This is a genomic window from Pseudomonas sp. MYb193 (genome assembly GCF_002966775.1).
GTDB lineage: Bacteria > Pseudomonadota > Gammaproteobacteria > Pseudomonadales > Pseudomonadaceae > Aquipseudomonas > Aquipseudomonas paracarnis.
Genome location: NZ_CP023269.1, coordinates 3,250,041 through 3,271,868, shown reverse-complemented (window position 1 = coordinate 3,271,868; position 21,828 = coordinate 3,250,041). Strand labels below are relative to the sequence as shown.

Annotated in this window: 20 protein-coding genes; 13 read left to right on the top strand and 7 right to left on the bottom strand. The window is 56.9% G+C overall.

Going from position 1 to position 21,828, the window contains the following annotated elements:
* The first annotated feature begins 48 nt into the window (after positions 1 to 48).
* A complete protein-coding gene (locus CLM72_RS14905; RefSeq protein ID WP_105226973.1) occupies positions 49 to 528 on the top strand; it encodes an ATP-binding protein in 480 nt (159 codons plus the stop codon).
* The gene (locus tag CLM72_RS14900; RefSeq protein WP_105226972.1) at positions 525 to 1,298 is read left to right on the top strand and encodes a nucleotidyltransferase domain-containing protein; all 774 of its coding nucleotides are present in this window, start codon (positions 525 to 527) and stop codon (positions 1,296 to 1,298) included. The genes CLM72_RS14905 and CLM72_RS14900 overlap by 4 nt, the downstream gene beginning before the upstream one ends.
* Positions 1,299 to 1,305: 7 nt before the next feature.
* Here CLM72_RS14900 and CLM72_RS14895 read toward each other — a convergent pair whose 3' ends face one another.
* Positions 1,306 to 2,742: a hypothetical protein gene (locus CLM72_RS14895; RefSeq protein WP_105226971.1), complete on the bottom strand. Its 1,437-nt coding sequence runs from the start codon at positions 2,740 to 2,742 to the stop codon at positions 1,306 to 1,308.
* Positions 2,743 to 2,855: 113 nt separating this feature from the next.
* On the opposite strand from CLM72_RS14895, the gene CLM72_RS14890 reads away from it, so the two are divergent.
* Entirely contained in the window at positions 2,856 to 3,281 is a 426-nt protein-coding gene (locus tag CLM72_RS14890; RefSeq protein ID WP_105226970.1) for an NUDIX hydrolase, read from the top strand.
* Between the two features lie 109 nt (positions 3,282 to 3,390).
* On the opposite strand, the gene CLM72_RS14885 is transcribed toward CLM72_RS14890, so the two are convergent.
* Positions 3,391 to 3,969: a cysteine hydrolase family protein gene (locus tag CLM72_RS14885; protein ID WP_105226969.1), complete on the bottom strand. Its 579-nt coding sequence runs from the start codon at positions 3,967 to 3,969 to the stop codon at positions 3,391 to 3,393.
* 164 nt (positions 3,970 to 4,133) lie between these two features.
* Here CLM72_RS14885 and CLM72_RS14880 point away from each other — a divergent pair, with 164 nt between their 5' ends.
* Complete coding sequence (locus CLM72_RS14880) at positions 4,134 to 6,332, top strand: OsmC domain/YcaO domain-containing protein (RefSeq protein ID WP_105226968.1); 2,199 nt, start codon at positions 4,134 to 4,136, stop codon at positions 6,330 to 6,332.
* Between the two features lie 136 nt (positions 6,333 to 6,468).
* Here CLM72_RS14880 and CLM72_RS14875 read toward each other — a convergent pair whose 3' ends face one another.
* The 4 genes from CLM72_RS14875 to CLM72_RS14860 form a co-directional block, all read right to left on the bottom strand.
* Entirely contained in the window at positions 6,469 to 7,635 is a 1,167-nt protein-coding gene (locus CLM72_RS14875) for a cystathionine gamma-synthase (protein ID WP_014718631.1), read from the bottom strand.
* Positions 7,632 to 9,008 carry a cystathionine beta-synthase gene (locus CLM72_RS14870; RefSeq protein ID WP_034127583.1) on the bottom strand — a complete coding sequence of 459 codons (1,377 nt, stop codon included), beginning with the start codon at positions 9,006 to 9,008 and terminating at the stop codon, positions 7,632 to 7,634. The genes CLM72_RS14875 and CLM72_RS14870 overlap by 4 nt, the downstream gene beginning before the upstream one ends.
* 798 nt (positions 9,009 to 9,806) lie before the next feature.
* Positions 9,807 to 10,289: a VOC family protein gene (locus CLM72_RS14865; RefSeq protein ID WP_105226967.1), complete on the bottom strand. Its 483-nt coding sequence runs from the start codon at positions 10,287 to 10,289 to the stop codon at positions 9,807 to 9,809.
* 59 nt (positions 10,290 to 10,348) lie between these two features.
* On the bottom strand, positions 10,349 to 11,533 hold the full coding sequence (locus CLM72_RS14860) for an MFS transporter (RefSeq protein WP_105226966.1): 1,185 nt from the start codon (positions 11,531 to 11,533) through the stop codon (positions 10,349 to 10,351).
* Positions 11,534 to 11,627: 94 nt separating this feature from the next.
* Here CLM72_RS14860 and CLM72_RS14855 point away from each other — a divergent pair, with 94 nt between their 5' ends.
* From CLM72_RS14855 to CLM72_RS14820, 9 genes are all read left to right on the top strand, one after another.
* Complete coding sequence (locus tag CLM72_RS14855) at positions 11,628 to 12,521, top strand: LysR family transcriptional regulator (protein WP_105226965.1); 894 nt, start codon at positions 11,628 to 11,630, stop codon at positions 12,519 to 12,521.
* Between the two features lie 85 nt (positions 12,522 to 12,606).
* Positions 12,607 to 13,302 carry a DUF1963 domain-containing protein gene (locus CLM72_RS14850; RefSeq protein WP_105226964.1) on the top strand — a complete coding sequence of 232 codons (696 nt, stop codon included), beginning with the start codon at positions 12,607 to 12,609 and terminating at the stop codon, positions 13,300 to 13,302.
* Between the two features lie 302 nt (positions 13,303 to 13,604).
* The gene (locus CLM72_RS14845) at positions 13,605 to 14,498 is read left to right on the top strand and encodes a hypothetical protein (RefSeq protein ID WP_256595201.1); all 894 of its coding nucleotides are present in this window, start codon (positions 13,605 to 13,607) and stop codon (positions 14,496 to 14,498) included.
* A 37-nt stretch (positions 14,499 to 14,535) separates the two neighbouring features.
* Positions 14,536 to 14,904 (top strand): hypothetical protein, encoded by a 369-nt coding sequence (locus CLM72_RS28775; RefSeq protein ID WP_146120482.1) that lies wholly within the window; start codon positions 14,536 to 14,538, stop codon positions 14,902 to 14,904.
* A gap of 12 nt (positions 14,905 to 14,916) precedes the next feature.
* Positions 14,917 to 15,321 carry a hypothetical protein gene (locus CLM72_RS14840; RefSeq protein ID WP_105226962.1) on the top strand — a complete coding sequence of 135 codons (405 nt, stop codon included), beginning with the start codon at positions 14,917 to 14,919 and terminating at the stop codon, positions 15,319 to 15,321.
* 229 nt (positions 15,322 to 15,550) lie between these two features.
* The gene (locus CLM72_RS14835) at positions 15,551 to 16,498 is read left to right on the top strand and encodes a hypothetical protein (protein WP_105226961.1); all 948 of its coding nucleotides are present in this window, start codon (positions 15,551 to 15,553) and stop codon (positions 16,496 to 16,498) included.
* Between the two features lie 247 nt (positions 16,499 to 16,745).
* On the top strand, positions 16,746 to 18,842 hold the full coding sequence (locus CLM72_RS14830) for a hypothetical protein (RefSeq protein WP_105226960.1): 2,097 nt from the start codon (positions 16,746 to 16,748) through the stop codon (positions 18,840 to 18,842).
* A 261-nt stretch (positions 18,843 to 19,103) separates the two neighbouring features.
* The gene (locus CLM72_RS14825; protein WP_105226959.1) at positions 19,104 to 20,318 is read left to right on the top strand and encodes an aldose 1-epimerase family protein; all 1,215 of its coding nucleotides are present in this window, start codon (positions 19,104 to 19,106) and stop codon (positions 20,316 to 20,318) included.
* 117 nt (positions 20,319 to 20,435) lie between these two features.
* The gene (locus CLM72_RS14820; protein ID WP_105226958.1) at positions 20,436 to 20,951 is read left to right on the top strand and encodes a GNAT family N-acetyltransferase; all 516 of its coding nucleotides are present in this window, start codon (positions 20,436 to 20,438) and stop codon (positions 20,949 to 20,951) included.
* A 229-nt stretch (positions 20,952 to 21,180) separates the two neighbouring features.
* On the opposite strand, the gene CLM72_RS14815 is transcribed toward CLM72_RS14820, so the two are convergent.
* Complete coding sequence (locus tag CLM72_RS14815; RefSeq protein ID WP_105226957.1) at positions 21,181 to 21,801, bottom strand: LysE family translocator; 621 nt, start codon at positions 21,799 to 21,801, stop codon at positions 21,181 to 21,183.
* Positions 21,802 to 21,828 lie beyond the last annotated feature (27 nt).

The window sequence follows — 21,828 nt, the reverse complement described above, 5'->3', positions numbered from 1 at the left end:
AGAGGCTATATGACTCATCCTTCCTGGCCCGACATGAGGAATCGCGTTATGCCCACCCTGCATCTGCTCTGCGGCAAGATCGCGTCCGGTAAGTCCACACTCGCCAAGACCCTTGCCACCGAGCACGCAGCCATTGTGCTCAGCGAAGACCAGTGGCTGGCCAGTCTCTACCCTGGTGAGATCCAGAGCATTGCCGACTACCTGCGCTGTGCCCAGCAGGTTCGTGGAGTACTTGAGCCGCTGGTGATCGATCTGTTGGCGTGCGGCGTCAATGTGGTGCTGGATTTTCCGGCCAATACCCTCGCCAATCGTCAATGGTTGCTCGGCCTGGCCCAGGCAGCCAAGGTGCCGCACTGCCTGCATTACCTGGAGCTGGACGATGCCACCTGTCGTGCGCGCCTGCATGCGCGCAATGCCCAGGGGGAGCACGATTTTGCCGCCACCGATGCCGAGTTCGACCTGATCACTCGCCATTTCAGTGTGCCGAGGGAAGAGGAAGGTCTGGTGATTGAGGTGCACCGCCCGTGAACATTCAAAAACCTGCAGGCATCGATGCCGACGGCTATATCCTCACCGTCGCTGATGGGCCTATACAACCCGAGTTCCAGCCCCTGCTGACGGACGTTTGCGCTACCTTGTCCCGGCCTGAGTTCGGGCTGCACGGGATTTACCTGTATGGCAGCATCGCAAGGGGCGAAGGTGAGATCGGCACTTCTGATCTTGACCTTTCCCTGATACTGATCGAACCACCGGATGCGCCTGTGCTTGAACAGTTGGAGTCAGCCCGACTCGCCTTGGAGCAACGGTATCCCCAAGTCACCAAGATCGACTTCGACATCGGCCACCGCGCCCAGGTGTTGGCGCCTGAAAACCTAAACAGTTGGGGCTTCTGGCTCAAACATCATTGCCGCTGTCTCTGGGGCGAAGACCTGTCACTGCACGTCGAACCGTTTCGCCCGTCCCGTGCCATCGCCTTGGCGGTCAATGGCGATTTTGAACAGGCGCTCACGGCGTACCTGGTGCGTATCGAACTGGCCAGCACTGAACACACGCGCTATCGCTTGCAGCGGGAAGCCGCGCGGGCATTGATTCGGGCTACCCATACCCTGCGAGCGGAAGACGCGCAAATCTGGCCGCAAACCCTGGAAGAGTACGTCGGCCTGTTTGCTCTGCATTACCCGAACATGCGTGTGCAAATCGCGTACTTCCTGTTTGAGGCACGCAACCCGAGTGCGGAGCGCGAGGTATTTACCACGCGATTACGAGCATTTTTGAGTTGGCTGGTTGCGGCACAATGATCTTGACCTAAAGCAAGCGCCTGGGCTTCACTCCGGCAACCGGTGGGATGTGAGGGGCGGTACTTGGCGTCATGCACAAGCAACCTCCAAGTACGCTACAGCAACCGCATTTTGGGTCCTCTGCATCGACCGAAAACTTGAGCAGAATGTTGCCATGAGCATGCTCGTCGATGTGGTCACCCTGGCAGACCTGCCGGTCTTGAGTGAGCATCGCTGTGCCATGCCATCCTGCAGCTTTATACGCATCGAGCGATGCCTGGGCAGGGTGTCCGTATTCATTTCCTTTGCCTACGGACAGAGCCAGCTTCATTGGGGTGCCCGGCTTAGGATTGGGAACAGCGGATACCGTTATCTTCGACCCATGATGAGGTGCCACCATACCGGCTAACTCAAGTTGCCGGTTGCTTGTGAGGGAGGGGATCGACGGAAAGTCGGCGTCACCTGTCATGAGAATTGCCGGCCCTTGGCCCTTGGGTTGGACGAACAGCGCGATTCCGGTGTTATTTCTGTCAGCCGGAGTCTGCCGTGTGGGCTCACACGCTTCGAGCCAGCCCTCGGAAAACGGTATCTGTGTGCAGTTATCCGGCCACAGAAGCATGGCCGAGATACCGGGCATAAGCTGCGTCTTTGTCAGCGCTTCATAGAAACTCAATGCTAGTGGGCTAACTTGGTGTTCTGGCCGTTCGGGCGGGCGGGCAATCCAGAAGCGAGCCAGCGCCTTACGGTTAAACTCGTGCCGAGTGGTCAAGCTCTTAGGGTTGTACTTGCTTCTGGCGATTGCGTATGACCAATGGTCCATATCCCAATGAGAGAGAACGACGGGCGCAACTCTAACGTAGTCGCATGAGAAAAAATTTGGCTGACGCGGTGGTCGCGTCCGCGCATGAAAGTTGGGCGCCCATCCCAAATCAAAAAAGACGCGCGGATGTTCAAACTTATCAATGATCGCGTTGCAGTTACCCTGACCTACATCATATGCAGCGACCGAGAGTTGGCCCGCGTCCTGCAACGAGACATCCAGTATGCCGGTGATGAGCGTTTCAGGCGCGCGCGATGCGTCCGCCAGCATGAAAGCGTCATATTCGTCTCTGCTCAACTTGAGGGGAGTGATGTCGTAAATGTGCAGGACGACAGGCTCGGCGTTATCCCCGAACATCACGACTGACGCTTCAACCGAATTTTCGCTCGCATGGGAAGCTACCCCGAGTTGCACCCACTGGCTTTCCGAGTTTTCAATGATTGGAAAACGCTGCGAAAGGTAAGAGAGAGACAGACGCAGGGTAAGCAAACCGCCGATTCTTTTTATGCCATAAAAGCGCGAACGTGATAGTCCCGTACTGAAACAATCCAACGTTACCCAGCCGTCCCCGTCCCCGTCGCGTTCTATGTCGACAAGCGCCTTGAATGTCTTACGCCTGGGTTTCATCGAATCATGGTCCTTCATGGCACTGTCGCTCCTGTTACTGGCTTGGCTGTATTGATTTGCGAGGGGATATTACAGCAACCTTTAGCGCGAAGTGCCTGCACGACGAAAACACCGGGATTTGTGCGGTTAAAATGGTCTTCCATAACCCTGCACAGCAAGTGTTGCTGTTTCGCTTCGTGCATAAAGACGGCGCCCTGGCCGGCCAGGATTACTGGGCCACGCCCGGCGGTGGCGTGGAGGCAGGGGAGAGCTTCCACAGCGCTGCGATTCGTGAGTTGCGCGAAGAGACGGGTATCACGGTCAGCAGCGTTGGGGAATCCGTGGCAGAGCGTAGTTTCCCGTTGATGTTACCCAGCGGTGAAACCGTGTTGGCGGTTGAGCGGTACTTCGTTGTGCATGCATCCAGCGACGCGCTTTCCAGGGCCGAGTGGACAGTAGAGGAGACCCAGGTGATGGCGGATCATCATTGGTGGTCGGCACAGGCGCTGCTCGCGACGAGCGATACGGTATGGCCGCAGGCGTTGCCGCAAATGCTGGAGGATGCCGGGGTGTTTTAGCCGTTTTCCATGAACGATGGGGGCAGGCGAATCGGGGCCACATTTAGGCACGCGGCGGCTTTAAGGCCGTCACGGGAGCAAGCTCCCTTGCCACAGGTGCAGCATTGAATCAAAAAGCGCATCGCGGGTTACATGGATCTAATATTTCCCCGGTGTTGAACACCCTTGCATAGTCCATCGCCAAGTTACTGAGCGACAACGCATGCACATCCTCTGCGGCCCACAGCCGCCCCGACAAGTCGGTTTGATCGAAGGTAAAACACGCATCCGCCGCCACGATCACGTCGAACCCCAGGTTGCCGCCCGAGCGTGCGGTGGATTCCACTGAATTGTTGGTGATGACCCCGACGATCACCAACTGCTGGATCGAGCGCAGGTGCAGCCAGCGCTCCAGGCCCGTGGCGCTGAATGCATCCGGTACGTTTTTTTCCACCACATGCTCATGGGCCAGTGGGTGCAGCGCATCCTGGAACTCACAACCGGGCTGGCCTGGCCGGAACACCGAAGCGGCAGAGCGGGAGATATGCCGCACATGAATGATCGGGCGTTTCGCCTGGCGCCAGGCATTGAGCAATTGCTGTATGTGCTGCTCAGCGTCTGGGTTGTTGCGGCGGCCTAGTGTGGGATCGGCCATGCCTTTTTGCATATCGATGATCAACAGTGCGGCGTTCGTCGCTATCGGTTCCATGGCCTGTCCTGGCAGAGGTGAACATTATCTAACTGGAGCAACGCGCTCCCACAGGGCGGACGTTAGCACCGATCAGCAGCCCATGCGCAAAACCCTGAGACTTCCCGGCGAAACGCTTCATAATGGCGGCCAATTTGTTTAGCTCGTTATTCTGGTGTGCCCGCATGGAAATTAAGGTCAACTTTCTCGACAACCTTCGGCTTGAAGCCAAGTTCGATGACTTCACGGTCATTGCCGACCAGCCTATCCGCTACAAGGGCGATGGGTCGGCACCGGGGCCATTCGACTACTTCCTGGCTTCGTCGGCGTTGTGTGCGGCGTACTTTGTGAAGTTGTACTGCCAGACGCGCAATATTCCCACCGAGAATATTCGCCTGTCGCAGAACAACATCGTCGATCCGGAAAACCGCTACAACCAGATTTTCAAGATCCAGGTCGAATTGCCCGCAGACATCACCGACAAGGACCGCCAAGGCATCCTGCGCTCCATCGACCGCTGCACCGTGAAGAAGGTGGTGCAGGCCGGGCCGGAATTCGTGATTGAGGAAGTCGACAACCTCGACGCCGATGCCCAGGCGCTGTTGATGCCCAACTCCACGTCCGCAGCAGGCACCTACATTGCCGGCAAGGACCTGCCGCTGGAGCAGACCATCGCCAACATGTCGGCGATTCTCGCGGGCCTGGGCATGAAGATCGAGATCGCGTCGTGGCGCAATATCGTGCCTAACGTGTGGTCGCTGCATATCCGCGACGCCCATTCGCCGATGTGCTTTACCAACGGCAAAGGCGCGACGAAAGAAGGCGCGCTGGCGTCGGCGCTGGGTGAGTTCATCGAGCGCCTGAACTGCAACTTTTTCTACAACGACCAGTTCTGGGGCGAGGATCTGGCCAACGCGCCGTTCGTGCACTACCCGGACGAGCGTTGGTTCCAGCCGGGTCCCAACGATGAGCTGCCGAGTGAAATCCTCGATGCCTACTGCCTGAAAGTCTACAACCGCGAGGGCGAGCTGCGTGGTTCACACCTGTTCGACACCAACTCCGGCAACGAAGCCCGTGGCATTGTCTCGCTGCCGTTCGTGCGTCAGTCCGATGGCGAGGTGGTGTATTTCCCGTCCAACCTGATCGAAAACCTCTACCTGAGCAACGGCATGAGCGCTGGCAACACCTTGGCCGAAGCCCAGGTGCAGTGCCTGTCGGAGATTTTCGAGCGAGCGGTGAAGCGCGAAATCATCGAAGGCGAATTTGCGCTGCCGGACGTCCCCGCCGAAGTGCTGGCCAAGTACCCGGGCATCCTGGCGGGTATCGAAGGCCTGGAAGCCCAGGGCTTTCCGGTGCTGGTCAAGGACGCGTCCCTGGGCGGTGAATTCCCGGTGATGTGCGTGACCTTGATGAACCCGCGCACCGGCGGCGTGTTCGCCTCCTTCGGCGCGCACCCGAGCCTGGAAGTGGCGCTGGAACGCAGCCTCACCGAGCTGCTGCAAGGCCGTAGCTTCGAAGGCTTGAACGACCTCCCGCAGCCGACCTTCGAAGGCCAGGCGGTCACCGAGCCGAACAACTTCGTCGAACACTTTATCGATTCCAGCGGCGTAGTGTCGTGGCGCTTCTTCAGTGCTCAGTCGGATTATGAATTCGTTGAATGGGATTTCTCCGGCCAGGGCGAAGACTCCAACGCCCAGGAAGCCGCCACGCTGTTCGGCATCCTCGAAGGCATGGGCAAGGAATGCTACATGGCGGTGTACGAACACCTGGGCGCCACCGCCTGCCGCATCCTGGTGCCGGACTACTCGGAAATCTACCCGGTGGACGACCTGATCTGGGACAACACCAACAAGGCGCTGTTTTTCCGCGAAGACATCCTCAACCTGCACCGCCTCAGCGAGGAGGAGCTGCAGGCGTTGGTCGAGCGCCTGATAGAAAGTGAGCTGGACGACTACACCGACATCACTACGCTGATTGGCATTGAGTTCGACGACAACACCGCGTGGGGCCAGTTGACCATCCTGGAGCTGAAACTGCTGATATTCCTGGCGCTGAAGCAGTATGAAGAGGCCAAGGAATGCGTAGAGATGTTCCTGCAGTACAACGACAACACCGTTGAGCGCGGCCTGTTTTACCAGGCGATGAACGCGGTGCTGGAGATGGAACTGGATGATGATCTGGAACTGGCTGACTACGAGGCCAACTTCCGGCGCATGTTTGGCAATGAGCGCATGGATGCGGTGATCGGCTCGGTCGACGGCAGTGTGCGCTTTTATGGGCTGACGCCGACCAGCATGAAGCTGGAAGGCCTGGACCGGCATTTGCGCTTGATCGATAGCTACAAGAAACTGCATGCGGCGCGGGCGAACATCACCCAAGGCTGATACACGCCCCTTGTGGGACTGGGCTTGTGTGGGAGCTGGCTTGCCTGCGATGCAGGCACCTCGGTGTGTCTGTTACACCGCAGTGATGCTATCGCAGGCAAGCCAGCTCCCACATACGGCCACCCTGGAAATTGAGTTAGATGTGGGCCAAGGCTTGCGCCAGATCGGCGCGCAAATCCTCCACATCTTCAACCCCCACCGACAAGCGCACCAGCCCATCGCCAATCCCCAATTGCGCTCGCGTCGCCGCCGGGATGCTGGCATGGGTCATGATCGCCGGGTGCTCGATCAGGCTTTCCACGCCCCCCAGGCTCTCGGCCAGGGCGAAGATCTTCACGTTTTCCAGAAAGCGCGTCGCGCCGGCCAGGTCGCTGTTCAAGTCCACTGAAATCATCCCGCCAAACCCGCGCATCTGCTGTTTCGCCAGGTCGTGCTGTGGGTGGGATTGCAAGCCCGGGTAGTGAACCCGTGACACTTGCGGCTGTTGTTCCAGCCAGGTGGCCAGGTCCAGGGCATTGCTGCAATGGCGCTCCATGCGCAGCGCCAGGGTTTTTACCCCGCGCAGGGTCAGGAAGGCATCGAACGGCCCGGCGATGGCGCCGATGGAGTTTTGCAGGAAACCCAGGCGTTCGGCCAATTCAGCGTTGTCGCCAACAACAGCGATACCACCGATCACATCAGAATGCCCATTGAGGTATTTGGTGGTGGAGTGCACCACGATGTCGAAGCCCAACTCCAGCGGGCGCTGGATCCAGGGGCTGGCAAAGGTGTTGTCGGCCACGCAGATAATCCCGCGGGCACGGCAGATACGGGCCACGGCGCGCAGGTCGGTCAGGCTCAGCAGCGGGTTGCTTGGGGTTTCGACCCAGACCATGCGCGTGTCGTCCTGCAATGACGCTTCAAACGCCGACAAGTCGCTGAGGTCGACATAGCTGAAGCGGTGCCCGGCGCTGCGCTGGCGCACCTTGTCGAACAGACGGAAAGTGCCGCCGTACAAGTCATTGCCCGAGACAATATGCGCGCCGGCATCCAGCAGCTCCAGCACGGTGGAGATCGCCGCCAGCCCCGAGGCAAATGCAAATGCCTGGCTGCCGCCTTCAAGGTCGGCCACGCAGCGTTCCAGGGCGAAACGCGTGGGGTTATGGGAGCGGCCATAGTCAAACCCCTTGTGCACGCCGGGGCTGTCTTGCAGGTAGGTGGAGTTGGCGTAGATCGGCGGCATCAGCGCGCCCGTGGTCGGGTCGGGTGACTGCCCGGCGTGGATCACACGGGTGGCAAACGCGCTTTTATCGGGCTGGCTCATGCAAGGGATCTCCGTAGGTGGTTAAGCAGGTCGACGCGGGTGATCAGGCCATGAAAGCCTGCGGCGTCGGCAATGATGGCGACCAGGCCGCGATCCAGTTCAGCCTGCAGTTCGGCCAGGCTGGCGCTGGGGGCCAGGGTGTGCAGGGTGTTGGTCATGGCGCTGGCGACGCTCATGGAAAAATCCGCGGCGTCGTGGTGCAGGCCCAGCAGGATGTCGGACTCGTCGATCACGCCCACCAGGGTCTGGCCATCGACCAGCACCGGCAGTTGCGACACGTCCGCCAGGCGCATGCGCTGGAAGGCGGTGAGCAGGGTGTCGTCGGGGCTTACGCTGATCACGCGGCCGTCTTCGAAGCGGCGCGCGATCAGGTCGCGCAGGTCGCCGTAGTGCTTGTACTGCAACAGGCCGGCGTCGTTCATCCACTGGTCGTTGTAAACCTTCGACAGGTAGCGCGTACCGGTGTCGCAGACGAAGGTGACCACGCGCTTGGGCTCGGTTTGCTCGCGGCAGTAGCGCAAGGCTGCGGCGAGCAGTGTGCCGGTGGATGAGCCGCCGAGGATGCCTTCGGCCTTGAGCAATTGGCGGGCGTGGTCGAAGCTGTCGGCATCGCTGATGGAGTAGGCGTGGCGCACGCTGGACAGATCGGCAATCGAAGGGATGAAGTCTTCGCCGATACCTTCCACGGCCCAGGAACCAGGGGTTTCCAGCTTGCCGCTGCGGCTGTATTCGGCCATCACCGAACCGACCGGGTCGGCCAGCACCATGGCCAGTTCGGGTTGCACGCGCTTGAAGAAACGCGTCAAACCGGTGAGCGTGCCGGCCGAGCCGACGCCCACCACAATGGCGTCTACGTCGTGCTGAGTCTGCGCCCAGATCTCCGGCGCGGTGCTGGTCTCGTGGGCCAGGGGGTTGGCCGGGTTATTGAACTGGTCGGCGAAGAACGAGCCCGGAATATCTTTGGCCAAACGTGCCGCCACGTCCTGGTAATACTCGGGATGGCCCTTGCCCACATCGGAGCGGGTGATATGCACCTCGGCGCCCATGGCCTTGAGGTGCAGCACCTTTTCCGTGGACATCTTGTCGGGCACCACCAACACCACCCGATAACCCTTGGCCCGGCCCACCAGCGCCAGGCCCAGGCCGGTATTGCCGGCGGTGGCTTCAATGATGGTACCGCCAGGGCGCAAACGACCGTCGCGCTCAGCCGCGTCGATCATCGCCAGGCCGATGCGGTCCTTGATGGAACCGCCGGGGTTTTGCGATTCAAGCTTGAGAAACAGCGTGCAGGGGCCGGTATCGAAGCGGCTGACCTTGACCAGCGGGGTGTTGCCGATCAGCTCGAGTACGGCAGGGCGTGAAGGGGTGGGCATGTCGTCTCCTGGTTACGGGATGGGCGCAGGGCGGGGGACAGCAAAAAAACAGCATGGCTTGGAACATAGGCCGGTATTGACGGTGTCGCAACCGGGCGTCCGTTGTATGACTTTTTTTGCCGCATGGGGGAGGGCGCGCAATCCAGATGTAGGAGCTGGCTTGCCTGCGATGGTCATAGGTATCTACACAAATTTGGTGCGACGCTGAACCTGTGGCGAGGGAGCTTGCTCCCGTGACGGCCTGACAGCCGGCGTCGATCTAACTAACGCGCCGCGATTCAAATGTGGGAGCTGGCTTGCCTGCGAAGGCGGTCTGCCAGCCGGCCGGAATATTGGATTTGACCGAGTACATATCCATGATTAAGGTAACGGCCACCGATGGTTCCGCCCTGACGGCGGCTCACTTTTGAAAAGCCGGAATGCCGGCCCAGACAAAAGTAAGCAAAACGCTCTTGCCCCACCACTCGGCACCTCGCCTAGGCTCGGTGTGCCCGTAATCCGCCAGTGATTTGGGGGGCCGCCGCCACGCGCCATCCATGGCGCGGGGCGGCTAAACCGGCATCCCTGCCGGTTTACCCCCCAAATCACTGTCGAATTTCGGCCAGCGTGGTTTAACGGGGCGCCTAAGATCAAGAGCAAGATCAAGAGCGACTCGCTTCGCATCGTGGTTACCGTCTGCTGTTACAACCCACAAAGTTGTGTAGATACCTATGCTGCGATGGCGGTGGTGCTGTTGGCATTTGTGCTGCCTGACCCACCACCATCGCGGCCTCGCTAAGGCTCGAGCGCTCCCACCGTTCAGTTTCCGGCAATGGCGGCTTCGATGGCAGCGATGTCGATTTTGGTCATGGTCATCATCGCTTCAAATGCACGCTTGGCGACGGCAGGATCTTTACTGGTAACTGCATCGACCAACACCCGCGGCGAGATCTGCCACGACAGCCCCCACTTGTCCTTGCACCAACCGCAAGCGCTTGCCTGCCCACCGTTGTCGATGAGGGCATGCCACAAACGGTCGGTTTCCTCCTGATCCTCGGTAGACACCTGAAAGGAAAACGCTTCACTGTGCTTGAACAGGGGGCCGCCATTGAGGCCCACGCAGGGGATACCCAGCACGGTGAATTCCACGGTCAACTCATCGCCCTGCTTTCCGGATGGGTAGTCGCCAGGCGCACGGTGTACGGCCTTTACTTCGCTGTCGGGGAAGGTGTTGGCGTAGAAGGTCGCTGCCTCCAGAGCATCGCCGTTGTACCAGAGGCAGATCGTATTTTTGTTGTTCATCGCAAGGCTCCTCGGGTTGAAAGGTGCATGAAGTCTAGACGAACAACCTGCAACGCTACTCAGGCTTGCACCGCCTCCCGGCCAGCGCGTGAGTCGGCCCGCCGCGAACGCCAGCTCAGCCCCAATACCATCAGCAAGCCCAGGCCCGCCATCAGTGCGCCTGCCAGGGAAATGGCCGGGTAGCCGAGCCCAGCGTTGATCACTGCGCCCCCCAACGCCGCACCAATCGCATTCCCAAAATTGAACGCACCGATGTTCATCGCCGAAGCCAGGTTAGGCGCGTCTTTGGCGGCCTCCATCACCCGCATCTGCAGCGGCGGCACCAGGGCAAAGCTGGCAGCGCCCCACAGCAGGATCGACAACGCCGCGGGCAACGGCCATTGCATGAGCACCGAGAAGGCAAGCAGCACGGCAATCAACACTACCAGCGAGATGATCAAGGTGCGGTCCACTGAGCGGTCCGCTGACTTGCCACCCCACACATTGCCCAGGGTGAGCCCGATTCCGAACAGCACCAGCATCCCTGTGACAAAGTTGGTCGAAGCGTGGGTGACGTCCCGCAGAATCGGCGCGATGTAGGTAAATACCGTAAACATCGCACTCGAGCCCACTACTGTCAGCGCCAACGCCGCCAGCACAGGCCCGCGCCCCAGCACACGGATTTCCGCCATCAGCCCGCCACCCTTGGGCGCGGGAGTATTGGGCAAGGCCCACCACAGCGCCGCCATGACCACCGCGCCAAGTCCACTGATGCCCCAGAACGCGGTACGCCAACCAAAGTGCTCACCAAACCAGGTCGCCAGAGGCACGCCGCCAATGGTTGCGAGGGTCAGCCCCATGAACATCGCCGCCACTGCCCCCGCGCGCTTCTCGGGCGCCACCAGGCTTGCGGCCACGATCGAGCCAATCCCAAAGAACGCTCCGTGATTGAGCGACGTCACCAGCCTGGCGATCATCAATGTCTGGTAGTTGCTGGCCAGCGCCGACAGCAAGTTACCCAGGGTAAAAATCGCCATCAGCCCGATCAGCAGATAACGGCGGGGCACCCTGGCCGTCGCCAGGGTCATGATCGGCGCGCCGATCAACACGCCCATGGCGTAGGCGCTTACCAACAGCCCTGCAGCGGGAATGGAAACATCAAGATCAGCGGCGATACCGGGCAACATGCCCATAGGGGCAAACTCTGTGACCCCGATGCCAAAGGCACCGACGGACAATGCTACAAGGGGTGGATTGATACGCATGGGTGACTCCTCATCTGTGAGCCAAATGCTACAATCCTGCCTTTTGCAGCAGTAGCCCTTGGTTGGGAACTTCAGCTTTGCGCAGGAGGCACAAATGGACATCGGCGGGCGTTCGGGAGAGATGGAAGTCTTCACTATGGTCGCCGAGCACGGCAGCCTGTCGGGCGCGGCCAGGGCCTTGGGGCTGACCCCATCGGCCATCAGCCGCATCATTACCCGCACCGAACAGCGCATCGGCACCCGTCTGCTACTGCGCACCACCCGCGCCATCACCTTCACCGCCGAAGGCGAAGCCTACCTGCGCGGCGCCCGACGCATCCTCGCCGACATGGCCGAAGTCGAAGACGCCATCACCGACCAGGGCGCGCCCCGCGGACGCCTGCGCGTCAGCGCAGCACTGGCCCATGGCCGCATGACCATCGTCCCCCTGATCGCCGCCTTCAGCGCCCGCTATCCCGCCATCGTCGTCGACCTGATGCTCGGCGACGAAGTCGTGGACATCCTCGGCGGCCAAGCCGACGTTGCCATCCGTTTCGGCCCCCTCGCCGACAGCCCCCTGACTGCTCGCCTTATCGGCTCTACCGGGCAGGTTATCGTTGCTTCACCGGAGTACCTGGTACGGCATGGCACCCCCGTGACGCCGCAGGATTTACTGCAACACAACTGCCTGCGCTTCAACTTCCGCAGAGCGGCACCGGATTGGCCGTTTCGGGTGGAGGGGCGGGAGTTTTCGCTGAAAGTGGCGGGGACGATTGAAGGGAATAGCGGTGAGGCATTGGCGCAGTTGGCGAAGCTGGGGGCGGGGGTGGCGAGGATTGGGGCGTTTAGTGTGGTGGAGGAGGTGAGGCGGGGGGAGTTGGTGGTGTTGTTGGAGGAATTTAATCCTGGGGATGTGGAGCCGATTCATGCAGTGTTTGTGGGGGGAGGGGCGATGCCGGCGCGGGTTAGAGCGTTTGTGGATTTTTTGGTGGAGAGGTGTGGGGGTTGAGAGGAGGGATTTTTGGGGAGGAGGGGGCTGACCGGCGGATTTCGGCCAAAATCGGACACTGCTAACAAAAAGGGCCCCCCTTTCCATGAATATTTCGGAAATCCGACAACATCTGGCACGCCCCGCTATAAAATTCAGTGCCGGCGGCTTTCGTCCTCTTGGCACCGACGAAGAAAGCTGGCTTGGTAATGTCTTCCTGTTCCGTCTCGACGAAGGCGTGCCCACCAATCAGGCAGGGCAACAGCTGCTCCCCTATGCACAGTTTTACCTGCCCGCCCTTCCCTTCACCAGCCCTCGACTGAAAGGGGTTCGTGTTCTGACGGTATTTATTTCAAACCCGTTTCCTGAGCATTTTGAGCCCATGGGCAATAACTGGGTAATCCGCGAATATGGGCCGCAGGATGTGTTGGTGCGTAAAGCGCTGCCGGTAGATGATTCATTTCTCAAAGCCTTCCCGCTAAAAGCCCAGGCAGTGCCGGAGGACTTTCCTCTGTGGGATGGCGGTGGCGTGCCGGCGGATGTTGAACAAGCAATACTCAAACTGGAACGTGCGGGCGAGATACAGAGCTATTACGACCTGATCACCCACACCTACGAACACAAGATCGGCGGCTACCCGTCGTTCTGTCAGGCGGGAGTGGATCCAGGTGAAGGTTTTGAGTTTGTCTTTCAAATTTCTTCAGACGCAAAAATCGGCCTGAATGTGATCGACAGCGGCAGCCTGATGTTCTGGAAGCACATCGAAACCGGCGAATGGGCGCTTTACTATGACTTTTACTAAGTTTTAGAGGACGAGAGCAGTGACCGCGTTCGGCCAATAGCTGTCCTTCATTACAAGGGTCTCTCTGGCATTTCCGCTACAAATCGGCTCTGGGGTATTAATGAAAACAGTGTGAGTCCGTAAAGCGATGATGTAGCAGTCTTTGCGTGTGCTAATGTGCCATCACTATGAATTGGCTAAGGAGGGTGGTCATGGGTTGGAAGGGAACAGTACGGTCGCTGCAAGCGTCAGCAAGAAGATCAGAGCGCAACGCTCATCGTCGGCAGCGTGATCTCGAGCGGCAAAGCAAGGAGTACGCTCGAATGGAAGCGCTTGAACAAGCCGCGCACGAAGTCGACGTGTACGAAAACTATCTAGAAGTCCTTCTATCCATGCACAAAGAGTGTGGTGAGGAGGTTAACTGGAGACGGATGCGGTCCAAGCCTGAGCCTACAGCGCCGCAGTTAAGCGACTTGCTAGAAAAAGCTGCTTTTGAAAAGTATGCACGCTATAGCCCAAACTTCTGGGGCCGCTTGCTAAAGCTGGAAACGCGTCAGCGGGCAGCTCTAATGTCCAAGGTTGAGGCCGCCAAAGTGATGGATTCAGACCGCTCCCTGGCAGAATTCAGAGAATGGGAAATAAACCATTCTGAGTGGGCGCAGGAAAAGGATTTGGCTGAGCGTATTCTCAATGGTGATCGCCAGGCCAAACTGGATGCGATCGAGGCATTGGAGCCTTTCGCAGAGATTGCGCACTTAGGATCAGCCATTCAGTTGGTTGTTCATGAAAGCGGTACAGTCGAATGTCGGTTATCCGTTCATGGGGCCAGCGTCATTCCGAAAGAAATAAAATCTCTGCTGAAAAGTGGAAAGCTGTCGACCAAGGCAATGCCAGTCGGACGTTTTAATGATTTGCATCAAGACTATGTGTGCAGCTGTGCATTACGAGTCGGACTCGAACTCCTAGCAATATTGCCCGATGAAATTGTGATCGTCACCGCAAATGATAAGGTCCTTAACGGTTCAACTGGTCATTTGGAGGAACTACCGATTTTGAGTGTTGCATTCTCGCGTTTAACTTTAGGCTCTCTAAATCTCGAAGCTATCGACCCATCAGATGCCATGAAAAATTTTGTCCATAACATGAGTTTCAAAAAAGGCGGTGGCTTCATGCCAGTCGATGCAGTCGACCCGGCGAGATTCGCTTTGCTGACATAACCCTTAACTACCGACTTAATGATCTGAGAATAGTATCATGACTCAAAAAATTCGATTAAATGGTAAACGGTTGATTTCGACATTTAACCTCATCATTCCTGTTTCTATGAAATGTGAGATAGATATTGAGTTAGGACCAGAATATGGAGGGTCTTTAACTACGCTTCCTTTGACCATTGTGTTTCAACAGGGCACAGGTACACAAAACGTCACCTTTACCCCAGAGAATGGCCGCTCTTTGATGACGCTGATTAACTGGAGTAATTCTTTGGGGACGGCATTAAATACCCCTTACGAACTTGCCAAAGTTAATAACTCAGGCGTGGTGGAGATGCTAATGGTCAACACAAGCATTGCAGGGACCAATCACTTGACCTTACAACTTTGGTGGCGTGAAAGTATTTAGGGGGGCAAGAATATGGAAAGCGATCAGGCAGGTGACGTTACTGCTCCAAGGGTTATTATTCCTGAGTCGAACGGAATCAACTATACTGGAATATCCCAAAACACGGATACTCATGTTATAAATATTACCGAGGACAAGCTATATCGAATAATAAAAGACTATCATCAAGGACTAACCAGATCGAGGGACTGGGTGACTTATTTAGGCATACTCCTAAGCCTAATGGCTTCATTGACCGCAAGCAGCTTTAATGACTTTGTCTTTGCTGCGAATACTTGGAAGACGATATTTATATCTGCAGCTGGTATTGCTGGGTTTTTCACAGCTGCAAGTATTTGGAGAAGGGTGCGTGATAAGCCTGTGACGGCAAAAGCTCTAGTTGAGACAATCGCTGGGCGCATAAAGCTCGATGAGTAATGCACGTAAAATTACCATGCTTTATTGGTGCAGACAAACTTAATAGCAGGTTCCGGCCGAAAGTGGCTGGACGTCAATGACATCTTTCGGCCAGGAGCAATCATTCAATGTGTCTACAGATTTGATAGCGATTCTATGATCCGAACACAGACTCTGCTTGATATGAAGGTGCATCATCGCGGCGATAATCAAGATTCACCATTTCAAATGCGATATTTTTAGGATAAAAATGCAAGCAATCTTAGAATCAATAACCCGTCTAGATATGAAGGACCTGATTTTGTTGGGGCTAGGGGGAGTCCTTGGATATTTGCTCAGTCTTATCGCTGCCAAACAAACCGAGAAAAAGAAAGACTTAGTATTGGAAGTCCTAGGGCGACAGATCGTTGCAGAAGCCACCGAATATTGTCCTTTTCGGATTGTTGATCTCGTTGGCGAGCCGCTGGACAACGTTTATTTTATTGTTGTACGAGTGTGGAATAGAGGTAGAGAAGCCGTGCGAGGCGACGAAATCTCTCCCAGTGCACCTATTACGATTGACCTGGGTGAGGATATCAAAGTTATTGGGCCACCCCATGTGACTAAACCTCATCAGGCGATGGATTTTTCCATCAGTTCAGTAGATCAGAATAGATATAAAGTTGGTTTTGACTGTTTGAACCAAGACGAATGGGTACAAATCGGGTTTTATACGGCTGGCAATCCCAGAGCGGTAATAAAAGGGACTGGCCGTGTGTTCGGGCAGCATTCAGATTTCGCTCTAACCACTGATGATTCCAGAGCTACTATTTATGAAAGACTAACTGCTTTTATTGTGTTTGCGATGATCGTCAGCAGCCCGTTCTGCCTTTTTTTTGCATTGTGGTGGATATATGAGGACTACACATTGGCAGAAGTTTTTCTTCAGCCAGATAAACTACCAAAAACTCTATCAGCGATGCTATACCTAGGCATATTCATACCAGTGATCTCGGGATTCTATTTCTTTTCTCTGTGGATAAAGCGTAAACGCAACCCAAAAGGCTACCCTATACGCGAAGATTTTGAGCCGACCCAAAGCCAATCGTTAAAAGCTTTCTATCTGACAGCGCTGCATGGAAAACGCTACGAAGTATCTACATCAGTTCATGACTACGGTGAGATAACGGTGCGTTCTGCCCCAAGCAAAGAGCCGTAACTCATTGGGTCGGAGGCCTTTCGTGAATGGCGGCTATTGGCCGTTAGCTGCCGATCCCGACTGTTCGCTTACGGGAAAATGCAGACGCTGGTTAAAGTCTGCTAACAATCCGCAGCGGACATTTCGCGAATGGAGAGTTCTTGCGATTTAGCGTTGCGTCTAGAATTTTCTCGTAAGCAAAGGAGTAGGATATCGAGCTTTGAATTGCTCTCAGCATCAATTTTGGGATGCTTAGAAGGTAGACAAAATGGATCTACAAACCTTTCGACAAGTAGTGGACTCGTCTGATCCTGGAATTGCTTCCTGCGATGATGAACCTCACCGATTATACGATTATATTGGCCTCCAGATGGAATCCTCATTCGCAAGCAGTGTGGTTTCGGATGCGCTGTATTCGCGGATTCGAGATGCTTTCACTTCTGGCCATGCCGCTATCTGGCAGATCTGTAGATCGTTACGCACGGATCTCATTAGGGAGCATGTGCTTCTAGGCACCAAGCTCGAGCCATACCTCGATGTTATCGATCACCTTGCGGATGCAATACGTATCGGAGATAACGCTGGGTCGTCGATCGAGGGCGATTGGTCTCAAGCAATACGAGCAGCTTACGACCATACCCATTTCCGGAGCTGGGGTGACAGGGATCCAGAGAGGCTCTATTCCCGGGACTTTAAGGTTGCCAAAGCGGCGCGAGCCTTAAGTGACAATGGATTCGCGATTCATTTGGAACCTGGGAGATTAAGTCTTGAGGAGACAGCCGAGAGAGCAGTAGTTGCCACCATCGAAGACATAATCGCAAAGATGGGTGGGGTGAATGTGGCCCGGCGGATTTTCAAAGAAATTTCTCCCCTGTTCGATCCAGAGCAGCAGCGCTATCACGTCGTTCGGCGAGTATCGATGACTGACGATGGGACGCCACAGATACCTTGGGGATATTTGATCCAACTGGCGGCCAAGCATGCCCAAGGCAGCAAGCCCTACATTGATACCGACTTCCAGTGGCATAAGCTCTGTAGTATGGCGCAGGCGTTCGGTGCAGTTATCGATGTACAACCTTACACACCAAAATTTTTCGGCTCGATGGATGCCTTCGCACTACTGCCACTCCTGAAAGAAATAGCCGTTTACGACACCTTATTTTGCATCCCGCAGATGAGGCCGACGGACGTAGTTAAGCTCGCTCGAGGTATGTTGGATTGGATGGATCCCGAGGCGCCAACAAATTCGGGCTGGTCGATTGAACAGGCATTGGAAATCACCTCCTACCTGCTCAGTTCGTCCTGCAATGTAAGAGGTCCAATTTTTGTAGACGAAGCTGATGTCCGGCGCGCTTGTCCAGCAGTGCCACGCGAAATTGTTGCGAAAGTTTTGGACGAGGTGCTGAGTCATCCGACTAGCGGCGCTAATCGTAACTTCTCCAATCCTGCAGACGCGCCTGCCCCCGGATCCCCCCAAACAGGTCATGATTTTTTTCTACGTCCACTGCTTCGTTCGTCTGGCCGGAGGTTCATTCTGCTTGACTGCTCAGTTTGTGCTCCGGCCTGCATAGAGGCGCTGCTGACAGCATTAAGGCCTGAGACAAAAAGCCTTGATGATAAAGTCGGACTAGCTGTCGAGAGGTTTCTGAAGGCGGAACTGGCATCTCACGGCATCGCTATTGGCGAGGGCGACTATGACTCCGGTGGTGAGCACGGTGAGTGCGATCTGGTGATCGAAACACCTGAAGCAGTTATTTTTGCCGAAATAAAGAAGAAGCCCCTCACTCGGAGAGCGAAAGCGGGCTCTGATGCTGCCCTCATTTTGGATCTTGCGGGAAGTCTTCTAGCTGCCCAAGCTCAGGCTGGGTGGCACGAGGTACGGCTGCGACGAGATGGCCATCTTGACCTTGAATACGAAGGAGTGATTACGCGCTTAGGGCTTTCCGACCGGGAGGTTGAAAGGGTCGCGGTATCCTTATTGGATTATGGGGGTTTCCAAGATCGGACTCTATTGAAGCAGTTCCTTGAAGGTACAATGAACGCAAATTTCATGGTAAGCGACGCAAGACTCACAAAAAAATTTGCGGGAGTTAATGAGTCGCTGGCTGAAATTCGTGACCAGGTGGCGCTGCTTCATCCCGGCGCAGTTACGATCGATCAGCCTTTCTTTCACTGCTGGTTCATTAGCGTGCCGCAGTTGCTGGTCCTCTTGGACGGCGTTACCGATAGCCTGGGTTTCAAGAACGCGCTTTGGAGCAGCCGGCATATCGTGACCGGTAGTTCAGATCTCTATTTCGATTTGTCATACATGCGGCGGTTAAGAAAAGAGTCGATTACAAGTTCCGGCCCACTTGAAATGAGCTGAAGCTGCGCAGTGCTAAGGGGCCGCTATTGGCCGTTTGCAGCCAATGAGTCAACGCAAGGTTGTAACCGGCACGGATGGACCAAAGCTCATACACCGCCCACTCGCGTTTTCGTTCCAGCCTGCCCGCAAGCGCCTCGCCTTGACCTCCTTATCTGTTCCGCCCTCTTCATGGCCTTTCCCCACACTGTCGCGTCTTTTAAGCTTGCTGAAACGTTTCATCGAGTTTATAAATCACAAACAACTCCAATAAAGGCGACTGCCATGACCCCGCTAAAACTCCTCGTTGCCCTCAGCGCACTCTCTGCCGCATCCCACGCCCTGGCCTGGGACTACGTGCTGCTCGACACCGACAAAGCCGCCCAGAACTGGCAGGTCACCAGCCAGCAGCTCGGCATCCAAACCGAAAAGCCCTTCAGCGTTACCTTGCGCACCCTGCACGGCGGTCGGCAGGAGGGTGTGAGCATCGTGGATATCGACAACGGCACGATGAAGCTCTCGGTAGTGCCGACTCGTGGAATGAACGTGTTGCAGGCGTCGGTCGGCGATGTGCGCATGGGCTGGGATTCGCCGGTCAAGGAGGTGGTCAATCCTTCCTTCATCGAGCTCAATGGCCGCGGTGGTCTGGGATGGTTGGAAGGTTTCAATGAGTTGGTTACCCGTTGCGGCTACGAATGGGTCGGGCACCCTGGCATCGACAACGGCGAGTTGCTGACCCTGCACGGGCGGGCCGCTAATATTCCTGCGAATAAAGTCACCCTGCATATCGATGAAAAGCCGCCCTACGCCATCACCCTGCGCGGCGAGCTGAAAGAGCAGGCGTTCAAGAAGGTCGATTTCTCTGTTGCGACCGAACTGGTCACCGAGCCTGGCAGTGTGGTGTTCGCCCTCAACGACACGCTGACTAACAATGGCGATTATCCGAAGGAATACCAGGCGCTGTATCACAGTAACTTCAGCACGCCGTTCCTGGAGCAGGGCGCGCGTTTCGTTGCGCCGGTGAAGCAGGTGTCGCCGTTCAACGACAAAGCCAAGGGCGAACTGGCTGACTGGCAAACCTACCGTGCTCCGACCAAGGACTATGACGAAACGGTCTACAACGTGGTGCCGTATGCCGATGCCAAGGGCGATACCTTGACGGTGTTGCATAACAAGGCCGGCAGCCTGGGGGTTTCGGTGGGTTTCAATACGCAGACACTGCCGGTGTTTTCGCTGTGGAAGAACACCGATACCCAGGGGCAGGGCTATGTCACGGGGTTGGAGCCGGGGACGAGTTTTTCGTACAACCGTCGTTATCAGCGGCCATTGAACCTGGTGCCTACGATCGGGGCGAAGGAACATAAGCAGTTCCGTATCAGCTACAGCTTGTTGGCGGATAAGGCGGCTGTTGAAAAGGCCTTGAAGCAGGTCAGCGAGATTCAGGGTGGGCGTGAGACTGAGGTGCGGCAGACGCCTTTGGTGGATCTGACCAAGGGGTGACATTGGCTGAAGCCTTCACGCGGGCCCCGGCGCTCTTCATCGACGCCGGAACCCGCGCCCTCCAACTGTCATCGATGGGCATGCATACTGAAATAACCGTATTTCAGGAGCCTATCCGTGATTCGCAGAGCATTACCCACCGACGCAAAGGCCATTGCCCAGGTGCATATCCGCAGTTGGCAAGACGCCTACCGTGACCTGATGCCCGCCCAGTTCTTGAGCGGATTGCAAGTAACGCTTGCTCGGCGCGAAGCCCATTGGGCTCGCTCGCTTGCCTCGGGTGAGTCGACGGTATGGGTTGCCGAGGTGGGCCAGCAGATTGTCGGCTGGATATCCGTTGGCGCCAGCCGTGACGAAGACGCCGTGCAGGCCAATGCAGGTGAGGTCATGGCCATCTACGTACTCGCTGAGCATTGGCACACCGGCGTCGGGCGGGGCTTGTGGAATGCCGGCCTGCAAGACCTGTTGGCGCAAGGCTATGAGCGTTTAACGCTGTGGGTCTTGGCCGGTAATGAAAGGGCGATTCGATTTTATCGCCGGTCGGGGTGCGTCGAGGAGGCCGGGACAGAGCGCCATCTTGAGAGGGGCGGTGTGGCGCTGGTGGAGGTGAGGTATGGTTTGCCGTTGAGATAGCCTAGGTATTTACGCAACTTGGGCATCAGTTGGATCGTTGTCGGCTGCCAGGCCGTCATCGCAGGCAAGCCAGCTCCCACATTTGGATCGCGGGGCATCAGTTATGTCAGCGTCGGCTGCCAGGTCGTCACGGGAGCAAGCTCCCTCGCCACAGGTGCAGCGTCGTACTGAAGTTAGGTGGATACCTATGCCGATGACGGTCATCTTCACAGGCGCATTCACACCTTCCTCATGTCTTACGCGCAGTCAACAACACCGCCGCCGCCGCTGACAACAATCCCGCACAGCAGCGATTGAACAGGCGCTTGCCCTTCGGCTCGGCGAACCAGCGACGCATATGCAGGCCCATGTAGGCGTAGGCGCTGATGGCGACCCATTCCAGGGCCAGGAACATCACACCCAGCAGGGCAAATTGCGCGGTGATGGGTTGGCCGGGCACCACGAATTGCGGGAGGAAGGCGGTGAAGATCAGGATCGCTTTGGGGTTGCCCGCCGCCACCAGAAATTCCTGCCGCGCCAAGGCCCACAGGCCCACCTTCCTCGTTGCGGTGTCCACCTGCTGCTGCGGGTCTGCGCGCCATAGCTGATATGCCAGGTAAAACAGATACGCCGCGCCGAGAATCTTGATTCCGTAGAACAACAACTCCGAGGTTTGCAGTACCACCGCCAAGCCAGCGGACGCGAGGGCGATCATGCCGGCGAAGGCCAGCAGACGGCCGAGACCGGCGAGGCAGGAGGTGCGGTAGCCATAGCGGGTAGCGTTGCTCACGGATAGCAGGTTATTGGGGCCGGGGGCCATGTTCAGGGCGAAGCAGGCGGGGAGGAAGAGGGCGAGGGTGGCGAGGTCCATGGCGGCTCCGGGTTGGTAGGTCGTAAG

Coding starts and splice junctions, on each gene's coding strand:
- CLM72_RS14855 (WP_105226965.1), top strand. CDS start 11,628: ATGGACATCGGCGGGCGTTCGGGAGAGATGGAAGTCTTCACTATGGTC.
- CLM72_RS14880 (WP_105226968.1), top strand. CDS start 4,134: ATGGAAATTAAGGTCAACTTTCTCGACAACCTTCGGCTTGAAGCCAAG.
- CLM72_RS14890 (WP_105226970.1), top strand. CDS start 2,856: ATGGTCTTCCATAACCCTGCACAGCAAGTGTTGCTGTTTCGCTTCGTG.
- CLM72_RS14845 (WP_256595201.1), top strand. CDS start 13,605: ATGGAAGCGCTTGAACAAGCCGCGCACGAAGTCGACGTGTACGAAAAC.
- CLM72_RS14905 (WP_105226973.1), top strand. CDS start 49: ATGCCCACCCTGCATCTGCTCTGCGGCAAGATCGCGTCCGGTAAGTCC.
- CLM72_RS14885 (WP_105226969.1), bottom strand. CDS start 3,969: ATGGAACCGATAGCGACGAACGCCGCACTGTTGATCATCGATATGCAA.
- CLM72_RS14815 (WP_105226957.1), bottom strand. CDS start 21,801: ATGGACCTCGCCACCCTCGCCCTCTTCCTCCCCGCCTGCTTCGCCCTG.
- CLM72_RS14860 (WP_105226966.1), bottom strand. CDS start 11,533: ATGCGTATCAATCCACCCCTTGTAGCATTGTCCGTCGGTGCCTTTGGC.
- CLM72_RS28775 (WP_146120482.1), top strand. CDS start 14,536: ATGACTCAAAAAATTCGATTAAATGGTAAACGGTTGATTTCGACATTT.
- CLM72_RS14835 (WP_105226961.1), top strand. CDS start 15,551: ATGCAAGCAATCTTAGAATCAATAACCCGTCTAGATATGAAGGACCTG.
- CLM72_RS14840 (WP_105226962.1), top strand. CDS start 14,917: ATGGAAAGCGATCAGGCAGGTGACGTTACTGCTCCAAGGGTTATTATT.
- CLM72_RS14875 (WP_014718631.1), bottom strand. CDS start 7,635: ATGAGCCAGCCCGATAAAAGCGCGTTTGCCACCCGTGTGATCCACGCC.
- CLM72_RS14850 (WP_105226964.1), top strand. CDS start 12,607: ATGAATATTTCGGAAATCCGACAACATCTGGCACGCCCCGCTATAAAA.
- CLM72_RS14865 (WP_105226967.1), bottom strand. CDS start 10,289: ATGAACAACAAAAATACGATCTGCCTCTGGTACAACGGCGATGCTCTG.
- CLM72_RS14825 (WP_105226959.1), top strand. CDS start 19,104: ATGACCCCGCTAAAACTCCTCGTTGCCCTCAGCGCACTCTCTGCCGCA.
- CLM72_RS14870 (WP_034127583.1), bottom strand. CDS start 9,008: ATGCCCACCCCTTCACGCCCTGCCGTACTCGAGCTGATCGGCAACACC.
- CLM72_RS14895 (WP_105226971.1), bottom strand. CDS start 2,742: ATGAAGGACCATGATTCGATGAAACCCAGGCGTAAGACATTCAAGGCG.
- CLM72_RS14830 (WP_105226960.1), top strand. CDS start 16,746: ATGGATCTACAAACCTTTCGACAAGTAGTGGACTCGTCTGATCCTGGA.